The organism is Nonomuraea sp. NPDC050202 (genome assembly GCF_040656115.1).
Taxonomy (GTDB): Bacteria; Actinomycetota; Actinomycetes; order Streptosporangiales; family Streptosporangiaceae; genus Nonomuraea.
The window spans coordinates 792,822-810,763 of record NZ_JBFALF010000001.1; the positions used below are offsets into that span (position 1 = coordinate 792,822).

Sequence of the window (17,942 nt, forward strand, 5' to 3'; positions counted from 1 at the left end):
CCCGTGGCCCGCCCTCTCAGCCCGTTGCCTCAGCCCGTTGCCTTAGCCTGTCGCCGTGGCCTGCCGCCTCGGCCTCAGCCGAAGGTGTAGCCGTACAGACCGGTCCCCTTGTCGAGCTGCCGCACCTTGCCCAGCTCGACCCGCCCCGACTCCCGCCCGCTGCCCGGCGCGTACATGATGATCCCCTGGTCGGGCGCCGCCACCACCAGCCCGTACACCGGCGGCCGCTTGGCCAGCGACCGGTACCGCTCCCAGCCGGGCAGCGCGGTCACCGACGCCCCGAAGTCCTGCCCCTTGCCCTTGACCAGCAGGTTCCCCGCCCGCGTCAGCCCGCCGGACGACCGCCCGGCGAGCACCTGCACGGCCTTCTCGCCGGGCACGCCGACGGCCAGCTCGTCGTTGCCGTCACCGTTGAAGTCCCCCGCGGCCAGCGAGGCGCCGAACCGGTCGTAGTAGCGGGGCTTGCCGTCGAGCGTGTTCTGCGACCACGCCTCCGTCCTGTCGGTACGCAGCCCGGCCCGCGAGCCGTACAGGACGTCCACGGTGCCGTCGCCGTAGTCCATGGCCCGCTGGTTGGCGCTCAGACCCTCGCCCGGCACCCCGATCGCCAGGTCGGCCTTGCCGTCGCCGTTGAAGTCGCCGCTCGCCAGCGCGGCGCCGAAGTTGTCCCACTTCTCGGCGGCGCCCTTGATCCCCGGCGTGCTCTGCGTGAGGAACCGGGCCCGCTTGCCGCGCACGTCGATCACGGTCACCGAGCCCTGCCCGTCCTTCGTCACGCTGTCGGCGGGCGCCCCCACGACCAGCTCGTCCCGCCCGTCCCCGTCGAAGTCCCCGGTGGCCAGCGACGCTCCCCACTGGTCGGTGACGTTCGCCCCCTGCCGCACCCACGACGTCTTCTGCGTGATCTGGTACGGCTTGCGCCCCTTCATCCAGTACACGGTCACCGCCCCGCCCGACCGGTGGCTCGGCGCGCCCACCGCCAGCTCGTCCCGCCCGTCCCCGTCCAGGTCCCCCGCCGCCAGCGAGGCCCCGAACCGGTCACTGGACGGCTCGGCCAGCTTCAGCTCCTTCCCGGCCACGAGCCCCGCCGGGGACCCGTCGAAGATCTGCACGACCCCGTTCCCGTCACCCCCCGGCACCCGTTCACCCGCGAACTCCTCCGACACCCCCACGGCCAGATCGGCGCACCGGTCCCCGTTGAAGTCGCCCACGGCCAGCGCCGACCCGAACGAGTCCCCCGGCTCCGCCCCCTCCTGGGTGAGCTTCGCCTTCTCGCCGGACCCGTACATGACGGTGACGGAGCCGGCCCTGGTGGCGTCGTACGGGGCGGCCACGGCCAGGTCGGGACGGCCGTCGGCGTCGAAGTCGAGCGGGTGGCCGCCACACGCGCGTGCGGCGGCCGGAGCCGCTCCTGAGGCCAGGGGGACGATCAGGCAGGCGGCGAGCAGCACATTCATACCCGAAGTAATGACCAGGCAGGCCGAACCGGGTCTGAACGGCACGAGAACGGGCCAGGAGGGCAGGATGCACATCACGAGCGTTCCCGGCGGCGCAGCGCCCGCCTCGAAGGGATCCGGCCGCACCGGAACGTGCCACCATAGACGGGTGGACATCGACCTCGCTGATCTGGATTTCTGGCGCAAACCCCTCAAAGAGCGGAATGAGGCGTTCGCCCGGCTCCGGCAATTGGAGCACCCGGTGTTCTTCCCGGAGAAGAAGGTGCCCTTCCTCCGCTCGGGCAAGGGCTTCTACGCCCTGGTACGCCACGCCGACGTGGTCGAGGCCAGCCGTAACGCCAAGATCTTCTCCAGCGAGCCGGCCGTCACCAACCCCGAGCCGCCGAGCTGGGTGAAGCAGGTGTTCGGCGAGTCGATGGTCAACATGGACGACCCGCGCCACGCCCGCCTGCGCCGGATCGTGACCCGCTCGTTCAGCCCCAGGATGCTCGCCGGGCTGCAGAGCGACATCGAGGCCGCGTGCGGGCGCATCGTGGACGACGTGGTCAGGGACGGCCCGCGCGACTTCGTCACCCAGGTCGCCGCCCGGCTGCCCATCCACGTCATCTGCGACATGCTCGACATCCCGCAGGAGCTGCGGGAGAAGGTCCACCAGCACGTCGACATCTCCACCGCCTACACCGGCGTGCGGCCCAGCCTGGCCCGCAGCGTGCAGATGGCCGGGCAGAACATGCTGGCCCTGCTCGCCCTGCAGCGCATGGTCATCAAGCTCGGCCACGAGCGCGTCGCCAGCCCCAAGGGCGACCTGGTATCCCTGCTGGTCAACGCCAACCCCGACGGGGAGAAGCTGACCGACAAGGAGCTCGGCTCGTTCTTCTCGCTGCTGCTGGTCGCCGGCAACGAGACGGCCCGCAACACGATGGCCCACGGCATCAGGCTCCTCACGGAGAACCCCGCCCAGCGCGAGCTGCTGATGAGCGACTTCGACACGCACGTCAACGGCGCCATCGAGGAGATGGTCCGGTACGTGTCGCCCATCATGCAGTTCCGCCGCACGGTCACCGAGGACTACTCGCTGCGCGGCCTGGAGCTGAAGAAGGGCGACAAGGTCGTGCTCTTCTACGGCTCCGCCAACCGCGACGAGTCGGTCTTCCCCGACGCCGACACGTTCGACATCACCCGCGACACCAAGCCGCACGTCGGCTTCGGCGGCCCGGGCCCGCACTTCTGCCTGGGCGCCAACCTGGCCAGGCAGGAGATGCGGACGATGTTCCGCGAGCTGCTGACCCGGCTGCCGGGCATCCGCTCGGTCGGCGAGCCCGAGCTGCTGCTGTCGAACTTCGACAACAGCGTGCGCAGCCAGGCCTTCACCTTCTGACCGGAGCGGCCAGGCAGGTCAGTCGTCGGCGGCCAGGACGTTCGTCCTGATCGTGAGGAACGTGATCAGCGCGGCCACCACCATCATCCCCGCGCTGATCAGCATCGCCGTGCGGAAGCCCGCGTCGAACACCCGAGGCTGCTCGAAGGCGTCTCCCACCAGCCCCACCAGCGGCGGCACCGCGGCCACGGCCAGCAGGCTCCCGGTGCGGGCCACCGCGTTGTTCACGCCGCTGGCCGTGCCCGCGTACCGCTCCTGCGCCGAAGCCAGCACGGTCGCCGTCAGCGGTGCGACCGCCGCCGACAGCCCCAGCCCGAACACGAACACCGCCGGCAGCACCTGCAGCGGGTACGACGCACCGAACCCGATGGTGCTCATCAGCACGAACCCGCATCCCGCCACCAGGATCCCGATCGTCATGGGCCAGCGCGGCCCCACCCGCTTGGCGAGGTCTCCGGCGCGCGCCGACAGCAGCAGCATCAGGATCGTCGTCGGCAGCATCGCCAGCCCGGCCGCGATGGGGGAGAACCCGGACACCACCTGGAGCTGCACGACCAGCAGGAAGAACACCACGCCCATGGCCGCGTACATGATCAGCGTCACCACGTTCACCGCCGTGAAGACGCGGTCGCGGAACATGCCCACCGGCACCAGCGCGTCCGGCGACCTGTGGATCTCCAGCGCCACGAACGCCACCGCCAGCGCCAGCCCGGCCACCAGCGGCACCGACACCCCCTTCTGGATCAGCCCGTACGTGATGCCGGCCAGCGCCAGCGCCGCGAGCACCGAGCCGAGCACGTCGAACCGGCCCGACGCCGTCTCGTCCTTGCTCTCCGGCACGTGCCGCAGCGTGACGAACACGACGAACGCCGCGAACGGCAGGTTGATCAGGAACGCCCACCGCCATCCGGCCGTCTGCACCAGCCAGCCGCCCAGCAGGGGCCCGATGGCGCTGGCCACGCCGCCGAGCCCGGACCACACCCCGACCGCCCTGGGCCGGTCGTGCCGGACGAAGGACGCCTGGATGATGGCCAGCGAGCCGGGCGTCAGCAGCGCCCCGCCGATGCCCTGCAGGGCGCGGGCGCCGATGAGGAACTCGATGTTCGGCGACAGCCCGCACAGGGCTGACGCGATCGCGAACCAGACCGTCCCGACGAGGAAGAGCTTGCGGCGCCCGTAGCGGTCGCCGAGCGAGCCGCCCAGCAGGATCAGCCCGGCCAGGGTCAGGGTGTAGGCGTTGATCGTCCACTGCAGGCCGGCCATGCCCGCGTCGAGCTCCCGCCCCAGGAACGGCAGCGCGACGTTGACCACCGTGCTGTCGAGCATCGCCAGGCCGGAGCCGAGCACGGTCGCGAACAGGATCCACCGGCCGCGTGCCGACTTGAGCGCGATATGTCCGTGCAGGAGGGCGGGGTCGTCGGTCATGGGGCAATCCTGTCACCGGGCCCCGGCAGTCCCGCCGGGGGTCCTCGCCCCAGCCGCCGAGCGCCCGTGGCAGGCCGTGGCCCAGCCGCCGAGCGCCCGTGGCAGGCCGTGGCCCGGCCGCCGCAGGGCAGCCGGCTCAGCCGTTGCCCAGGGCCCGCAGCACGAACTCCGACACCAGCTCCCCGGCCGTCTCCACCGTCACGTCCCCGCTGATCAGCGGCACCCGCTCGGCGCCGATGACCGCGAGGATCATCCGCGCCGTGGCGTCCACGTCGAGCGGGCGGAAGTCGCCGGCCTCGATGCCGTTGTCGAGGATCTCCACCAGGATGCGCTGCATCGGCGCCACGTGCTCGGCCAGCCGCTGGTAGGCGTCGGGCCCGAGCGCGGCGCTGAGATCGGCCGCCCCCGGGTGCGGGTGCGCGAGCAACCCGGCGAGCTGCAGGCGGACGAACGCGCGCAGCCGGTCGGCGGGTGCGGCCCCGGCGGGCAGCTCCCGCTCGTAGCTGTCGATGAAGTAGCGGGTGACCCGCTCGGTGAACGCCAGCAGCAGCGCCGCCTTGTCGGGGAAGTAGTTGTACAGGACCGTGCGGGTGATGCCGGCCTCGCCGGCCACGTCGGTCATGGAGATGGCGTCGATGCCCTGCACCCTGGACAGGCGCGAGACGGCCTGCAGGATCCGGTCACGCGTCTGGGCGCGGTGCTCGCCGATCGTGGCGGCCGAGATGCGGGGCATAGGCCCATGGTAGGCCGGGCCGGGCCGGGGCCGGACGCCGAGCGTACGAGGCCGCATGCTGCGTCGCCCCTGTCGATTTTTTGCGTAGCTTATTTTCATTCTTGCGGTACGGGTTTAATCTCGCTCCATGCCGAGACGCCTTTCCGACGTGGCCGCCTTCGCCGGGGTGAGCGTGGCCACCGTCAGCCGCGTGCTGCACGACAAGCCGGGCATCGCCCAGGCCACCCGCGACACCGTGCTCACCGCCCTCGACGTCTTCGGCTACGAACGCCCCCAGAAGCTGCGCAACCAGCGCGCCCCGCTCATCGGCCTCGTCCTGCCCGAGCTGCAGAACCCGATCTTCCCCGCGATGGCCGAGCTGGTCGTCACCGAGCTGATCAGGCACAACCTGCTGCCCGTGCTGTGCACGCGCACCGCCGACGGCCTCGCGGCCATGGGCTGCGCGGCGGTCGCCGCGTTGATGTCGCAGATCAACGGCCATGTGGTGCCTGTCGACGAGGTGTTGTTCGATCCGGAGCTCATCGTGCGGGGGTCCACGGGCATGTGTCCCGCCCGCTGAGCCTCGATGCTATGTCAGTAAATTTCATGTTGCAGCAAAGTTCTTGCGTCACGCTCTGGGCATCGGCGCGGATCCGGTCCTACGGCTCTGGGCAGCACCTCGGCGCTCAGAAACCCCAGGCGACACGCCGGCAACCAGCGTTTGACCGAAACGGCGGGACGCGCGTACCGCCGGCGATCAGGGCTGCCCAGGACCAGGTGTTCCACCCACGGAAGGGGTCGCTGGTGATGAAGCGCGAGGCGATCACGGGCAGCGGGCGGGCCAGGGACCGGTTCTGGTTCCTGCCAGGGCGGGGCCGCGACGGGGAGCTGCCGCCGAACGACTGGCAGTCCTTCTTCGGCGGCCCCGCCTGGACGCGAGGGCCGGACGGGCAGTGGTGCCTGCACATGTTCACCCCCGAACAGCCCGATCTGAACGGGGAGCACGCGGAGGTGCGGGCGGAGTTCGAGGACATCCTGAGGTTCTGGCTGGACCGGGGGGTGGACGGGTTCCGGGTGGACGTGGCGCACGGGCTGATGAAGCAGCCGGGGCTGCCCGACGTCGGGGCCGACCCGGATCCGGCGGACCTGCCGTACCAGGACTGTGACGGCGTCCACGAGATCTACCGCTCGTGGCGGCGGGCCGGCCGCCGCCGGCTTCGGCACCAGCCGATGCCCTTCGGCCGGTGCTGGTGTCAGCGTTGCAGCCCCAGCCCGAGCCTTCAGCAGTGGGGGCTCAGGCGGCGGCCTTGACCACGTGCCGGAGCTCCGTCAGCACTTCCGTGTTGAGCTGGTAGGCCAGCTTGACCTCGCCGATCATGCGTTGCTGCTCGCTCTCGTCCAGCTCCAGCCCCAGCGCGTCCAGACGCGAGCGGTACTCGTTCTTGAACCGGGGCAGGCTGCCCAGCTCGTCGAAGAAGTAGAAGTCGACGCCTCCGCCCTTCGCGTAGCCGTAGATCTTCTGCAGCTCCATGCGGATGAACTGGCCGCCCGACAGGTCGCCCAGGTAGCGGGTGTAGTGATGGGCCACGTAGCCGCCGGGCCAGTCGGCCACCTGGTGGATGCGGGCCACGAGGGTGCGGGTGGACTTCGACGGGACGATCCGGTCGCGCCAGCCCGGCCCGTAGATCGTCGCGAGGTCGCGCTCCAGCGCCGGCTCCCGGTACAGCTCCGGGAAGACGAAGCGGCCGGCCACCGGATGGTCCGCCAGCTGGCGTGACACACCGTCGAGCGCGGTGTACGCGAAGTAGTGCTGGGCGACCATCTCGCCGTAGTCGTGCTCGCTCAACCGGCCGCTCATCAGCGCTGAGAGGTAGCCCTCCGACTCCGCCGACTGGTGGTCGGCCCAGGTGGAGTTGCGCAAGGTTTCGGAGAACGACGTGGTCACGGCCCACCTCTGCTCGTGCTGGCGTTTCATGACGAAGTGTCACAAACGTCGGCGTCCGACGTCAAGCTGATGACGACACCATGTCATCAAAGCCTGCTTCCTTCGACACGTACCCAGGAACAGGGGAGTCAAGAGCCGTCCTGCTCGAAGGTCACCTCCTGGTGGCGGCCGAGGGCGATCAGGGCCAGGTTACGCAGGGACGCAGTGCCCGGAGTGTAGTAGTCGCTGTGGCCGCCCGTGCCCGCATCGAAGCGGTGGGCGCCGTACGGGGCCTTCATCGGGTCGGCGCCGAAACCGAGGGCGCCGAGCTTGACCTTGGGGACGAACTTGATCCAGTCGTTGTCGCCGAGCCCGGCCCAGATCCGGACCGGGGAAGCCGCGCCGGCTGCACCGACGCCAGGGCTGCCGATGAAAGCCACGTCGGAGATCGGTAAGCCCGGGGCCGCGAGGGCGCAGGCGTAGGAGCCGTAGCTGTGGCAGAGCAGGCTGATCGGGGCGGTGGTGCGCCGGCGCAGATCGGCGACCGTGCGGCGGAGCTCGCGGGAGCCGGCGACGGCCGCCTCGTCGGTGAGCGCGGCCAGGCTCAGAGTGGGTGGTGAGTCGTAGCCCAGCCATGCCATCACGGCCAGCCGCTGGTGAGGAGCCAGCCGCGCCGCCTCCGCCAGCAGGGCGCGCGCCGCGCCTCCGGGGTGCCTGGTGCTGGAGTCGAACGTGGCCGCCTTGGTGTCGGCGCCCGGTACGACGATCGCCACCCGGTCGGCCGTCGCCAGGTCGCTGCCGTACATCCTCACCAGCCGCTCGCCCGGCTGGGGCGGAAGCATCAGGAGTGTGCCGATCACCGCGGCGCTCCCCGCGATGGCAAGGTTTCTGAGCATGGTGCGACGTTATGGAGAAGGGGGTGTGATGCGCGTCACCGCACGGTTTGAAAATCGGCGTCATACCGGAGGGTGATGCGGGCTCGATGGGGCGAGCGAACACGGTCCGCATCCACGCCGCCAAGGAGGAAGGAGGGGGAAGGCGGACGGAGGAAGCGCGGTGTGGGTGGACGCCGTGCGGCGTGGGTCTGGCTGGTCGGGCCGGCCGGTGCCGATGGCCGGCGTGGCGAGGGTGTGACTGGCCGGTCCGGCGGGGGCTGACACGGGGCGGGGACGCGCTGGTCGGGCCCGACGGCGGCGGGTGGCCGATATGGGGCGGGGACGCGCTGGTCAGGCCCGACGGCGGCGGGTGGCCGACGTGGAGTGGGGGTTGCCGTTGGGGCCTGAGCTGTCAGCGGTAAATGAGGAGTGCGATGTCGAGTGGTGGGAGAAAAGAGGACCGGTGAGGCGGGGCGGGTGTGCGCGGGGCTCGGAACGGTGAAGTGAATCCGATCGGAGTCCCTGGTGCCGGTAAATCGCACTAACATACGAGCAACTGCCAGCTGCCCTCTCTGGAGTGATCTTTGTCCGTTCATGCCGATGTAACCAGGCGACGCATCGAAGAATTGCTCCGCCTTCACCAGGAGCAGGTCGTCCGCCGCTGGGCGCAGATCGCCGACGCGTCGTCCGAGGAGCTCACCGAGATCTACCAGGCGCTGCTCACCGCCCTGGACGAGGGCAAGAACGACTTCGCCGACGTCCGCGGCCTGCTGGCCGAGCTGTCGCGCTCGCGCGCCCGCGCCGGGTTCGCCCCGGCCGACACCGCCAGGGCCGTCTTCGGCCTGAAGGAGGCCCTGTACGAGGTCGTCGAGGTCGACACGGAGGGCGTCGAGGCGGCACGCGGCTTCATCTGGTTCTCCAGGCTGATCGACGACCTGGGACTGTTCACGTTCGAGACGTTCGCCGACGCCCGCGAGAAGATCATCCTCGACCAGGCCGAGCAGCTCCTGGAGCTGTCCACCCCGGTGGTCAAGCTGTGGGAGGGCATCGTCGCGGTGCCGCTGGTCGGCACGCTCGACTCCGCCAGGACCCAGGTGGTGATGGAGAAGCTGCTGCAGACGCTGGTCGACACCGGCGCCGAGCACGCGGTCATCGACATCACCGGCGTGCCCGCCGTCGACACGCAGGTCGCCCAGCACCTGCTGAAGACGGTCGTCGCCGCCCGCCTGATGGGCGCCGAGTGCGTCATCTCCGGCATCCGCCCGCAGATCGCACACACCATCGTCACCCTCGGCATCGAGTTCGGCGACATCGTCACCAAGTCGTCGCTGGCCGACGCGCTGGCCCACGCCTTCAGGCACGCCGGCATCCACGTCAGCGGCGGTCGCGACACGCGCATCGCGATCCGGGCGGAGAACGCGTAGCCGTGCAGCGCGTACCCATCCTCAAACTCGGCGACGTCCTCATCGTCTCCATCCAGGTGGACCTGGAGGACCAGGGCGTGCTCGCCCTGCAGGAGGACCTCGCCGACGCGGTCGTCGAGAACGGCGCCAAGGGCGTGATCATCGACATCACCGCCGTGGAGATCGTCGACTCGTTTATCGGCAGGATGCTGGCCACGATCGCCTCCATGTGCGGCATGCTCGACGCCCAGACCGTGGTGGTCGGCATGCGGCCCGCCGTGGCGATCACGCTGGTGGAGCTCGGGCTCTCGCTCGGCGGCGTCCGTACGGCACTCAATCTCGAGAAGGGCGTCGCGCTCCTGGACCACATCAGGAGCGCGCCCAGGTGAGCGGCGAACGCGAGGTCGTCATCGCCGGCAGCGCGGACGTCGTCGGTGTCCGCCAGCTCGTCAGGAGCGTCGCCGTCGAGGTCGGCCTGTCCCTCGTCGACCAGACGAAGATCGTCACGGCCGCCAGCGAGCTGGCGCGCAACGCCCTGGTGTACGCCGGCGGCGGCGACGTACGCGTGGAGGTCGTCCGGAACGGCCCGCGGCGCGGCCTCAAGCTGGTCTTCACCGACGAGGGCCCCGGGATCCCCGACATCGAGCAGGCCCTCACCGACGGCTGGACCACCGGCAGCGGCCTGGGGCTGGGCCTCGGCGGGTCGCGCCGGCTCGTCGACGAGTTCGACCTGGTCTCCGAGCCGGGCAAGGGCACGACCGTGACGGTGACGAAGTGGTCGCGATGAGCAGCTGGGTCCGTGCCGAGGACCCGAGCGCGGTCGGCGCGGTACGCAGGAAGGCCGTCGAGCTGGCCGAGGCGGCGGGCTTCGACCAGGTGCTCATCGGCCAGACGGCCGTGGCCGTGAGCGAGGCGGTCTCCAACCTCGTCAAGCACGCCATGGAGGGCACCGTCATCGTGCGCCCCCACCCTGAGGCCCCCGCCACGGTGGAGCTGATCGCCGTGGACCGGGGGCCGGGCATGGCCGACGTGGCCCGCGCGCTGCGCGACGGCTACTCGACCTCGGGGACGCTGGGCATCGGCCTGGGCGCGATCTCCCGCATCGCCACCGGCTACGACGTGCACTCCGTGCCGGGCAAGGGCACCGTGCTGGCCATGCACTTCACCGCGGGCCGCGCGCCCGGGCCGCCGCTGCGGGCCAGCGGGCTGACCAGGCCGATCGGCGACGAGACGGTGTGCGGCGACGGGTTCGCCATCGCCGAGGAGGGCCCGGTCACGACCGTGCTCGTCTGCGACGGGCTCGGGCACGGCCACATCGCCGCGCAGGCGACGCAGCGGGCCGTCGAGCTGTTCCTCGGCGTACGGGACCAGGAGCCGGCCGCCATCGTCGAGCGCCTGCACACCGGCATGAACGGCACCCGGGGAGGCGCGGTCGCGGTGGCCCGCGTGGAGCCGGGCCACGTGTGCTTCGCCGGGCTCGGCAACGTCTCCGGCTGGATCGCGCACGCCCAGGGCAGGCAGGGCATGGTGTCGGTGCCGGGGATCGCCGGGTACCAGGGCGGGCGGCTGCGCCAGTACACCTACGAGCTGCCCGGCTACGCCACCGTGGTCCTGCACAGCGACGGACTGACGGATCGCTGGGACCCCGCGCTCCTGCCGGGCCTGTTCTCCCGCACGCCCGCCGTGATCGCCGCCGGGCTGATGCGCGAGGCGGGCAGCAGGCGCGACGACGCCTGCGTGGTGACGGTCAGGCCCGCCCGGACAACCGCGCCGCCGGCGCCGCCCGCCCAGGAGACAACGCTGTCCCAGGAGACAACGCGGCCTCAGGAGACAACGCGGCATGGCCAAGGCTGAGATGACCGAGCTCATCCGCGTCCGGCTCGACGCCGACCAGGACGTCTTCGTCCTGCGCCGGCTCGGCCGCTCCGCCGCGGAGCTGGCCGGCCTGGAGCCGCAGGATCAGATCCGCGTGGCGACGGCACTCAGCGAGGCCGGCCGCGAGCTGTTCGGCACCGGCTCGATCGCGGTCCTCGCCCTCGGCGACCAGCACCTGCTCATCACCCTGAAGCACTCGCGGCATTCCGACCTGTCCCGCTTGGAGGGCCTGAAGCTGGCGGGCAGGCTGGTCGACGAGATCACGCTGGACAAGGGCACCGTCACGCTCGCCAAGCGGCTGCACGGGCGCCGGCCGCCCGCCCCGGCGGCGGAGATCCGCGCCAGGCTGGCCGACCTCTCCCCGGTCTCCGCCATGGACGACCTGCGCGAGCAGAACAGGGAGCTGGCCGAGACGCTGGAGGACGTCCTGCGGCTCAACGCCGAGCTGCAGGAGACCAACACGGGCGTGATGGCGATGTACAACCAGCTCTCGGCCGAGCTGGAGGAGACCAACAGGGGAGTGGTCGCCCTGTACGCCGAGCTGGACGAGAAGTCCAGCCAGCTCAGAGATGCCAACGAGGCCAGGAACCGGTTCTGGGCCACCGTCAGCCACGAGCTGCGCACCCCGCTGAACTCCGTCATCGGCCTGGTCAGGCTGCTGATCGGGCCGGGCGGCGACCCCATGACCGAGGAGCAGGCCCACCAGGTGCGGCTCATCGGCAGCTCGACCGAGACCCTGCTCGAGCTCGTCAGCGAGCTGCTCGACATGGCCAAGGCCGAGTCGGGCCGCCTGGACCCGCAGCCGTCGGCCGTGGACCTGACGCGGATGGCCGAGCAGCTGCACGTGATGCTGCGCCCGAACGCGAGCAACGGCGTCGAGCTGCGCCACGACGTGGCCCCCGAGGTCGCCGAGCTGCACGTGGACGAGGTCATGCTGCTGCGCATCCTGCGCAACCTGCTGTCGAACGCGGTCAAGTTCACGGTACGCGGCGAGGTGAGCCTCGAGGCGCGCCTCGACCCGGCCAAGGACGAGGCCGTCATCACGGTGGCCGACACCGGCATCGGCATCGCGCCGGAGCACCTGACCCGCGTGTTCGAGGACTTCTACCAGGTGCCGGGCTCCCTCCAGGTCAGGTCCAGGGGCACGGGCCTGGGCCTGCCGTACGCCCGCAGGCTCGCCGAGGCGCTCGGCGGCACGCTGGAGCTGGTCAGCACGGAGGGCGAGGGCACCACGGTCACGCTGCGGCTGCCGCACTACACCGGCCGGCCCGAGCTGGAGCGCGTGCTGATCGCGGACGACGACGAGGTGTTCCGCGCCGCCGCCCGCCGCATGCTGCACGGCTTCACCGCGAACGTGGACGAGGCCGCCGACGGCGCCGCCGCGCTCGACCTGATGGCGGCAGCGCCGCCCGACGCCATCCTGGTGGACCTGCTCATGCCGCGCGTGGACGGCCACGTGCTGCTCCAGCGCATGGCGGAGGACGACCGGCTGAGAGACATCCCGGTGGTCGTGGTCACGATCGCGCCCCAGCGCGCCCCCGGCGGCATGGTCGTGCTGGACAAGCACGGGCTGCGCAGGGAGGAGCTGCTCCAGGCCATCCGCAGCGCGATGGAGGGACGGGCATGAGCGAGACGGCGACCGTGCTGGTGGTGGACGACACGCCGACCAAGCGGTACATCCTGTCGAGCTGGCTGCGCCGCGCCGGGCACCGCGTGATCGAGGCGGGCGGCGGCGAGGAGGCGCTGGCCACGCTCGCCGTGCAGCGCGTGGACCTGGTCATCCTGGACGTGCGGCTGCCCGACATCCCCGGCCACGAGGTGTGCGAGCGGATCAAGGCCGACGCGGCGACCGCCTCGATCCCCATCATCCAGGTGTCGGCCAACGCCATCACCGTGGCCGACCGCGCGGAGGGGCTGGAGCGGGGCGCCGACGCGTACCTGGCCGAGCCGATCGAGCCGGCCGAGTTCGCCGCGACGGTGGAGGCCATGCTGCGCTACTACCGGGCGCGGTGGCGGGCCGAGCAGATGGCCGAGCGCCTGGCCGGGCTGGCGGACGTGACGCTGCGCATGAACGAGGCCGAGACGTTCGACGAGCTGCTGTCGGTCGCGGTCGAGGGCTCGGCCGGCGTGCTGGGCCGCTTCAGCGGAACGCTGGCCCTCCTGCCCGACGGGCGCACGCGCCGCTACCGCGCCCGCCCCGGCGAGCGGGCCACCTCCCATCCCGCCGGGCCCGACCTGCTGGACCGCCTGAGCGGCATGGTGCAGCGGGAGGCGCAGCGCGCCCACGTGTTCACGCTGCAGGCGACGGAGTGGCGCGGGCTGCTGCCGGACGTGCAGATCGAGGGCAGCAGCACGGGCGTGCTCTGCCGGACGAAGAACTCCGGCTCGCCCATCTACCTGGGCGTGGAGAGCACCCCCCCGCTCGACGCCGCCGAGGTGAACCTGCTGCGCCAGCTCGGGCAGCAGCTCGCCCTGGCCGTGGCCGCGCTGCGCGCCTACACCGAGGAGCACGCGATCGCGCTGACCCTGCAGCGCAGCCTGCTGCCCACCCGCATCCCCGAGGTGCCCGGCCTGCGGGTGGCGATGCGCTACCAGCCGGCCGCCGACAACATCGAGGTGGGCGGCGACTTCTACGAGGTGCTGCCGATCGGTGACCGGGTGCTGGTGGCCATCGGCGACGTGGAGGGGCACTCGCTGCACGCCGCGACCGTGATGGCGGAGCTGCGGCACGCGATGCGGGCCTCGCTCATCGGGCAGGTGGATCTCAGCGCCTCGCTCGACCTGCTCAATCAGATGATGCGGCGCTACCACCCGCGCATGACGGCCACGCTCTGCATGATGCTCATCGACCCGGCCACGGGGGAGGTCGAGGTGGCCAACGCCGGCCACATCCCGCCCCTGTTCGCCGGGCCCGGCTGCGCCTACCACCATCTGGGCAACCTGCTGCTGGGGGCGCTGCCGGAGACGTACACGGTGGACCGGCTGAAGCTGCCGCCCGGCGGGACGCTGCTGCTGTTCACCGACGGGCTCGTGGAGGACCGCGCCATCTCGCTGGACGAGAGCCTGGAGAGGGCCAGGAGCCTCGCCGAGACCGTCGAGGACGACCTGGAGGAGTTCGCCGAGCGCATACTGGGCGCGTTCGGGTCGCGCGAGGACGACGTCGCGCTGGTGGCCGTGCGCCGGGACAAGTAACGCGCCCCCAGGGTTCGGGCGGGGGCCGTGACACCGGGGCGGGGGAACCGTCACAGGGCTCAGGGCTCCGGTGGGAGCCCTCCGGCGTCGAGCAGGAACGAGTCGCGGGCCGGGTCGAGGCGCCGCCCGTCGCCGTGATCCGGCAGCAGCTCGTACGGCAGCGTGAAGCCGCGGTTCCGGGACGCCTGGCGCGGCCATTCGTGCACGTACTCGACCGACGCCCCGCCCTGCGCCCGCAGGTGCGCGACGAGCGCCAGCTCGGCGGCGTCGCCCCAGGTGCCGGGCGGGCCGGCGAACAGGCTCGGGTGCTCCTTGGCCGCCGCCTCGCAGGCCGCGCGCAGCACGGGGCCCGCGCGGCCGATCCGCCTGGCCTCGGGCGGCTCGGTCGCGGGGCCGGCCGAGACCATGTTCGCCGGGGCCCTGATGTGCCAGCGGTGGACGATCGCCATGCCCCGCTCGGAGGTGATCACGTCCTTGATCCTGGCCGGGCGCGGGCCTTGCGGGCCGGGAACCGTCCAGGTGGGCGGCCCCGCCGGGCCGTCCCAGGGCGTCTCGCCGACGTCGCGGATCCGCAGCCGCGCCATGTCCCACATCGCGCGGCGGAAGCCGTCCACGGTACGGCCGGCCATCTGGACGCGGTAGAACCAGTGCCAGTCGCGGAACAGGTCGAACTCCTCCACCCGGCCGAGCTCGTGCGCCCCGCCGCCCTCGCGAGGCACGGTGGGGCGGCCGGTGTACTTGCGCTGGCTCGGGTTGAACAGCTCCGCGCCGTTCCTGCCCCACTCCGTGGCGACGTCCACGCCGAACCGGCCGAACGCCTGGGCGAACGCGTACCGGTTCGTTGCCTTCAGATACGCGACGAAGCCCCACAACTCGCCCTCGTCCACGGCGCTCCCGGGGGAGGGGCCGGACGCCAGGCCGGCCGTCCAGTGGCACGGGCCCAGCGAGACGAACGCCCGGTCGTAGGCGTTCAGGCAGTCGAAGTAGCCGATGGCCTCGACCTCGCTCACCGCGCGCACCACCTTGTACGTGCCGAGCACGGCCCGGTCGCCGGCCTCGACGAGCTGCCGCAGCGTGGGCCCGGAGCCGCCCGGCTCCCGCGCGGGCAGCAGGTGCTCGGGCAACATCTCGCCCTCCGGCCGCCAGGTGTGCTCGAACTCCGGCCACGCCCGGGGGCCCGCATAGTCGCCGAGCACCCGGTAGTCGCCGGTCACGTCCAGCTCGGGATGGGTGGGGACCACCGGCGGGCGGGACGGGCGCTCCCAGGTGCGCGTCAGGTCGCGGACGTACAGGCGTGGCCCGGTGGAGGTGATCTCGCGGGCGCCCCACACGTTCCCGGCCCGGTGGCCGGAGGCGGGGAGCGTGTGCAGGCGGTCCGGCCTGCCGTCCCGCAGCTCCCACGCCTCCACCACGACCGGGCAGCGCCGCCGCCTCTCCTTCCAGCGGCGCAGCACGAATCTGGTCCAGGCGTTGACCACTCCGGTGATCGGGTCGGCGTACCGCTCGTAGAAGGGGGCGTGCACCGCGACGAGCCGGTCCGACCAGCGGACCAGCTCCACCCCGGCGCCCCGCGCGTGGGCGGCGGCGGCCGTGCCCTCCATGCCGCGCGTCACCCTGAGCGCCGCGGCCGTGCCCTCCATGCCGCGCGTCACCCTGAGCGCGGCGCCCGGGCCCCGCGCGCCGCCCGCCGTGGTGAGCCGGACCGTCGAGACGGCGGTGACCTCCACGACCTCCTCCTCCACGAGCACCCGGAACGGCCCGGCCGCCGGGAACGCGGAGGCGGCGCTGACGTGCAGCAGGTGAGTGTCGGCGGCCACCGCGTCCAGCAGGGTCGCCGAGCGTGGCTCGCGTTCGGTGGCCGAGTCGGGCAGCGACGCGTACCGCTGGAACTCCATGACCGCCCGCCACGTGGCCGTCGTGAACGCCGCCGCGTCCGGCGGTGCGAGCAGGAAGCCCAGCTCGCGCAGGTCCCGGTGCAGGTCGCGCACGTGCGTCGTGCCGGTCAGCTCCGGCCGGTCCGCGCCGCCGTAGCGGGCGGGCAGCCCGGGCGCCGGGTCCCGGTCACCGGGCCGCAGGTCGAACTCGCCGTACAGGCCGGACGCGGGCCGCACGAGCGCCGCCGCCAGCCAGGCGAACAGCCGAGCGAGATCATCCAGCATGAACCGTCACCTGCCCCGTCGAAGCACCGACCCCTCGACGGTAGGCCCCGCCGCCCGCACCCGCCCCAGGGACCGCGCTAGGGAAAACTCCGGGCTTACCGGGTGTAACGGTGCTTGGCGCCCGGCGGGAAGTACTCCGGGTCGCCCGACTCCCGCAGCCTGATGAACGGCGTCTGCTGCGGCACCGGCACGTACGCCGCGAACTCGCTGTTCAGCCGCAGCAGCTGGGCCAGGATCGACTCGCTGACCGCATGGGCGATCTCGTCGGAGGGCTTCTCCCCGGGCATCAGCTCCACCGTCACGGTCAGGTGCCGGTCGTGCCGCTCGTCCTCGACCGCCTCCAGCACGAACTTCCCCGTCACCCACGCGCTCACCCCGGGCTGCTCCAGGCCGATCGCGATGTTCTCCGGGTAGACGTTCGCGCCGTAGTAGGAAACGGTGAAGTGGCTGCGGCCGAAGACGTACACGAACGGGCGCTCGGGCCCGTCCGCCCGCGGCTCGAAGCCGTGCCGCCGCACGAAGTCCAGCAGCTCCCGGTACGGGATGACGCCGCCCTCGTCGGCGATGTGGTAGCGGACGAGCGGGACGCCGTTGTCGCCGGAGAACAGCAGGGTGCCCTCGTGCTCCTCGAAGAAGCGCACGCCGGGGTCGTACTGCACGAGCGTCGGCAGCCGCGACTCGCCGAACAGCTCCCTGGCCTGGCCGGGCCGGCCCGACAGGAAGCGGCGGATCTCCACCGACAAGGGGGTCTCGTTGCCCAGGACGCCCGCGTCGGCGGTGCCGTACAGGGAGGCGACGCCGCGTACGGGGTCGGCGATCCCGGCCCGCTCGGCGACCAGCGCCCGCCACTCCTCGCTGAACACCTCGCCCGCCGTCACCAGCTTGATGTTCCAGCGGGCCCAGGGCAGGTCCTCGGTGTCGATGACGTTCTTCAGGAACGGCGGGTAGCCCAGCAGCACGACCTGGTCGAAGTGCGGCGCCAGCTCGGGGATCACCCGCACGATCTCCCGCCGGTCGGTGCCGGGGGCGACCACGGTGATCGGGTAGCCGCGCCCGGCCAGGTGGCGGCAGCAGGCGACGGTGAACAGGCCGCCCACCCAGGTGCCCAGGGCGAAGCAGACCACGGCCAGCGTACGGCGCTCGCGGGCGGCGAAGGAGCCCCCGAACACCTCCTCGAACCGGTCGGCGATCACCCGCTCGTCCGCCGCCGAGCGCGGCCAGAACGACGGCACGCCCGTGGAGCCGGAGGAGACGGCGATCAGGTCGCCGATCACGCCGTTCCTGCACAGGTCGGGCAGGGGGTGGCGGAGAGTGTAGTTGTCCTTGGTCGTCATGGGGAGCCGCGCGAAGTCCGCCCGGGTCGTCACCTTCGCGGGATCGACGCCGTGCTCGGCGAGGAACCTGTCGTAGGCGGGAACGGTGGCCGCCACCTGATGGAAGAGCTCAACCGGGTCCATCCGCCGACTGTACGACGCGGGCCGGGGAAGGGGAACGCGTGCGACCGCACGCGCGCCCCAGGGCGGAGCGCGGTGCGCCCGCACG

15 protein-coding genes and 1 pseudogene are annotated in these 17,942 nt (G+C 72.0%); 9 read left to right on the forward strand and 7 right to left on the reverse strand.

Annotated features, from left to right (window positions below; all coding sequences use genetic code 11):
• Positions 1–74: 74 nt before the first annotated feature.
• Positions 75–1,457, reverse strand: a complete 1,383-nt coding sequence (locus AB0I79_RS03895; protein WP_357866469.1) for an FG-GAP-like repeat-containing protein — start codon at positions 1,455–1,457, stop codon at positions 75–77.
• A gap of 148 nt (positions 1,458–1,605) precedes the next feature.
• Between AB0I79_RS03895 and AB0I79_RS03900 the strand changes: the two genes are divergently transcribed.
• The gene (locus AB0I79_RS03900; RefSeq protein WP_357866471.1) at positions 1,606–2,835 is read left to right on the forward strand and encodes a cytochrome P450; all 1,230 of its coding nucleotides are present in this window, start codon (positions 1,606–1,608) and stop codon (positions 2,833–2,835) included.
• An 18-nt stretch (positions 2,836–2,853) separates the two neighbouring features.
• On the opposite strand, the gene AB0I79_RS03905 is transcribed toward AB0I79_RS03900, so the two are convergent.
• Both AB0I79_RS03905 and AB0I79_RS03910 read right to left on the reverse strand, forming a co-directional pair.
• On the reverse strand, positions 2,854–4,260 hold the full coding sequence (locus AB0I79_RS03905) for an MFS transporter (RefSeq protein WP_357866473.1): 1,407 nt from the start codon (positions 4,258–4,260) through the stop codon (positions 2,854–2,856).
• A 136-nt stretch (positions 4,261–4,396) separates the two neighbouring features.
• Positions 4,397–4,993: a TetR/AcrR family transcriptional regulator gene (locus tag AB0I79_RS03910; protein WP_357866475.1), complete on the reverse strand. Its 597-nt coding sequence runs from the start codon at positions 4,991–4,993 to the stop codon at positions 4,397–4,399.
• Positions 4,994–5,120: 127 nt separating this feature from the next.
• Here AB0I79_RS03910 and AB0I79_RS03915 point away from each other — a divergent pair, with 127 nt between their 5' ends.
• Positions 5,121–5,552, forward strand: a complete 432-nt coding sequence (locus tag AB0I79_RS03915; protein WP_357866477.1) for a LacI family DNA-binding transcriptional regulator — start codon at positions 5,121–5,123, stop codon at positions 5,550–5,552.
• 263 nt (positions 5,553–5,815) lie between these two features.
• Positions 5,816–6,172, forward strand: a pseudogene (locus AB0I79_RS03920) (alpha-amylase family glycosyl hydrolase); the annotation flags it as partial.
• A gap of 94 nt (positions 6,173–6,266) precedes the next feature.
• On the opposite strand, the gene AB0I79_RS03925 reads toward AB0I79_RS03920, so the two are convergent.
• Together AB0I79_RS03925 and AB0I79_RS03930 are read right to left on the reverse strand one after the other, a co-directional pair.
• Entirely contained in the window at positions 6,267–6,917 is a 651-nt protein-coding gene (locus AB0I79_RS03925) for a biliverdin-producing heme oxygenase (protein ID WP_357866479.1), read from the reverse strand.
• 128 nt (positions 6,918–7,045) lie between these two features.
• The gene (locus AB0I79_RS03930; protein WP_357866481.1) at positions 7,046–7,792 is read right to left on the reverse strand and encodes an alpha/beta hydrolase; all 747 of its coding nucleotides are present in this window, start codon (positions 7,790–7,792) and stop codon (positions 7,046–7,048) included.
• Positions 7,793–8,397: 605 nt separating this feature from the next.
• Between AB0I79_RS03930 and AB0I79_RS03935 the strand changes: the two genes are divergently transcribed.
• The 6 genes from AB0I79_RS03935 to AB0I79_RS03960 are packed head-to-tail and all read left to right on the forward strand — an operon-like array spanning position 8,398 to position 14,241.
• The gene (locus AB0I79_RS03935; protein ID WP_357866483.1) at positions 8,398–9,195 is read left to right on the forward strand and encodes an STAS domain-containing protein; all 798 of its coding nucleotides are present in this window, start codon (positions 8,398–8,400) and stop codon (positions 9,193–9,195) included.
• A 2-nt stretch (positions 9,196–9,197) separates the two neighbouring features.
• On the forward strand, positions 9,198–9,563 hold the full coding sequence (locus AB0I79_RS03940) for an STAS domain-containing protein (RefSeq protein ID WP_357866485.1): 366 nt from the start codon (positions 9,198–9,200) through the stop codon (positions 9,561–9,563).
• Entirely contained in the window at positions 9,560–9,961 is a 402-nt protein-coding gene (locus AB0I79_RS03945; protein ID WP_357866487.1) for an anti-sigma regulatory factor, read from the forward strand. The genes AB0I79_RS03940 and AB0I79_RS03945 overlap by 4 nt, the downstream gene beginning before the upstream one ends.
• Positions 9,958–11,028 (forward strand): ATP-binding SpoIIE family protein phosphatase, encoded by a 1,071-nt coding sequence (locus tag AB0I79_RS03950; RefSeq protein WP_357866489.1) that lies wholly within the window; start codon positions 9,958–9,960, stop codon positions 11,026–11,028. Before AB0I79_RS03945 ends, AB0I79_RS03950 begins: the two co-directional genes overlap by 4 nt.
• Complete coding sequence (locus AB0I79_RS03955; RefSeq protein ID WP_357866491.1) at positions 11,015–12,676, forward strand: ATP-binding protein; 1,662 nt, start codon at positions 11,015–11,017, stop codon at positions 12,674–12,676. The genes AB0I79_RS03950 and AB0I79_RS03955 overlap by 14 nt, the downstream gene beginning before the upstream one ends.
• Positions 12,673–14,241: a fused response regulator/phosphatase gene (locus tag AB0I79_RS03960; protein ID WP_357866493.1), complete on the forward strand. Its 1,569-nt coding sequence runs from the start codon at positions 12,673–12,675 to the stop codon at positions 14,239–14,241. Before AB0I79_RS03955 ends, AB0I79_RS03960 begins: the two co-directional genes overlap by 4 nt.
• 59 nt (positions 14,242–14,300) lie before the next feature.
• On the opposite strand, the gene AB0I79_RS03965 is transcribed toward AB0I79_RS03960, so the two are convergent.
• Both AB0I79_RS03965 and AB0I79_RS03970 read right to left on the reverse strand, forming a co-directional pair.
• Complete coding sequence (locus tag AB0I79_RS03965; RefSeq protein ID WP_357866495.1) at positions 14,301–16,400, reverse strand: peptidoglycan-binding domain-containing protein; 2,100 nt, start codon at positions 16,398–16,400, stop codon at positions 14,301–14,303.
• A 95-nt stretch (positions 16,401–16,495) separates the two neighbouring features.
• A complete protein-coding gene (locus AB0I79_RS03970) occupies positions 16,496–17,857 on the reverse strand; it encodes a phenylacetate--CoA ligase family protein (RefSeq protein ID WP_357866497.1) in 1,362 nt (453 codons plus the stop codon).
• Between the last annotated feature and the right edge of the window lie 85 nt (positions 17,858–17,942).

Coding starts and splice junctions, on each gene's coding strand:
- AB0I79_RS03905 (WP_357866473.1), bottom strand. CDS start 4,260: ATGACCGACGACCCCGCCCTCCTGCACGGACATATCGCGCTCAAGTCG.
- AB0I79_RS03955 (WP_357866491.1), top strand. CDS start 11,015: ATGGCCAAGGCTGAGATGACCGAGCTCATCCGCGTCCGGCTCGACGCC.
- AB0I79_RS03960 (WP_357866493.1), top strand. CDS start 12,673: ATGAGCGAGACGGCGACCGTGCTGGTGGTGGACGACACGCCGACCAAG.
- AB0I79_RS03930 (WP_357866481.1), bottom strand. CDS start 7,792: ATGCTCAGAAACCTTGCCATCGCGGGGAGCGCCGCGGTGATCGGCACA.
- AB0I79_RS03895 (WP_357866469.1), bottom strand. CDS start 1,457: ATGAATGTGCTGCTCGCCGCCTGCCTGATCGTCCCCCTGGCCTCAGGA.
- AB0I79_RS03970 (WP_357866497.1), bottom strand. CDS start 17,857: ATGGACCCGGTTGAGCTCTTCCATCAGGTGGCGGCCACCGTTCCCGCC.
- AB0I79_RS03965 (WP_357866495.1), bottom strand. CDS start 16,400: ATGCTGGATGATCTCGCTCGGCTGTTCGCCTGGCTGGCGGCGGCGCTC.
- AB0I79_RS03950 (WP_357866489.1), top strand. CDS start 9,958: ATGAGCAGCTGGGTCCGTGCCGAGGACCCGAGCGCGGTCGGCGCGGTA.
- AB0I79_RS03915 (WP_357866477.1), top strand. CDS start 5,121: ATGCCGAGACGCCTTTCCGACGTGGCCGCCTTCGCCGGGGTGAGCGTG.
- AB0I79_RS03910 (WP_357866475.1), bottom strand. CDS start 4,993: ATGCCCCGCATCTCGGCCGCCACGATCGGCGAGCACCGCGCCCAGACG.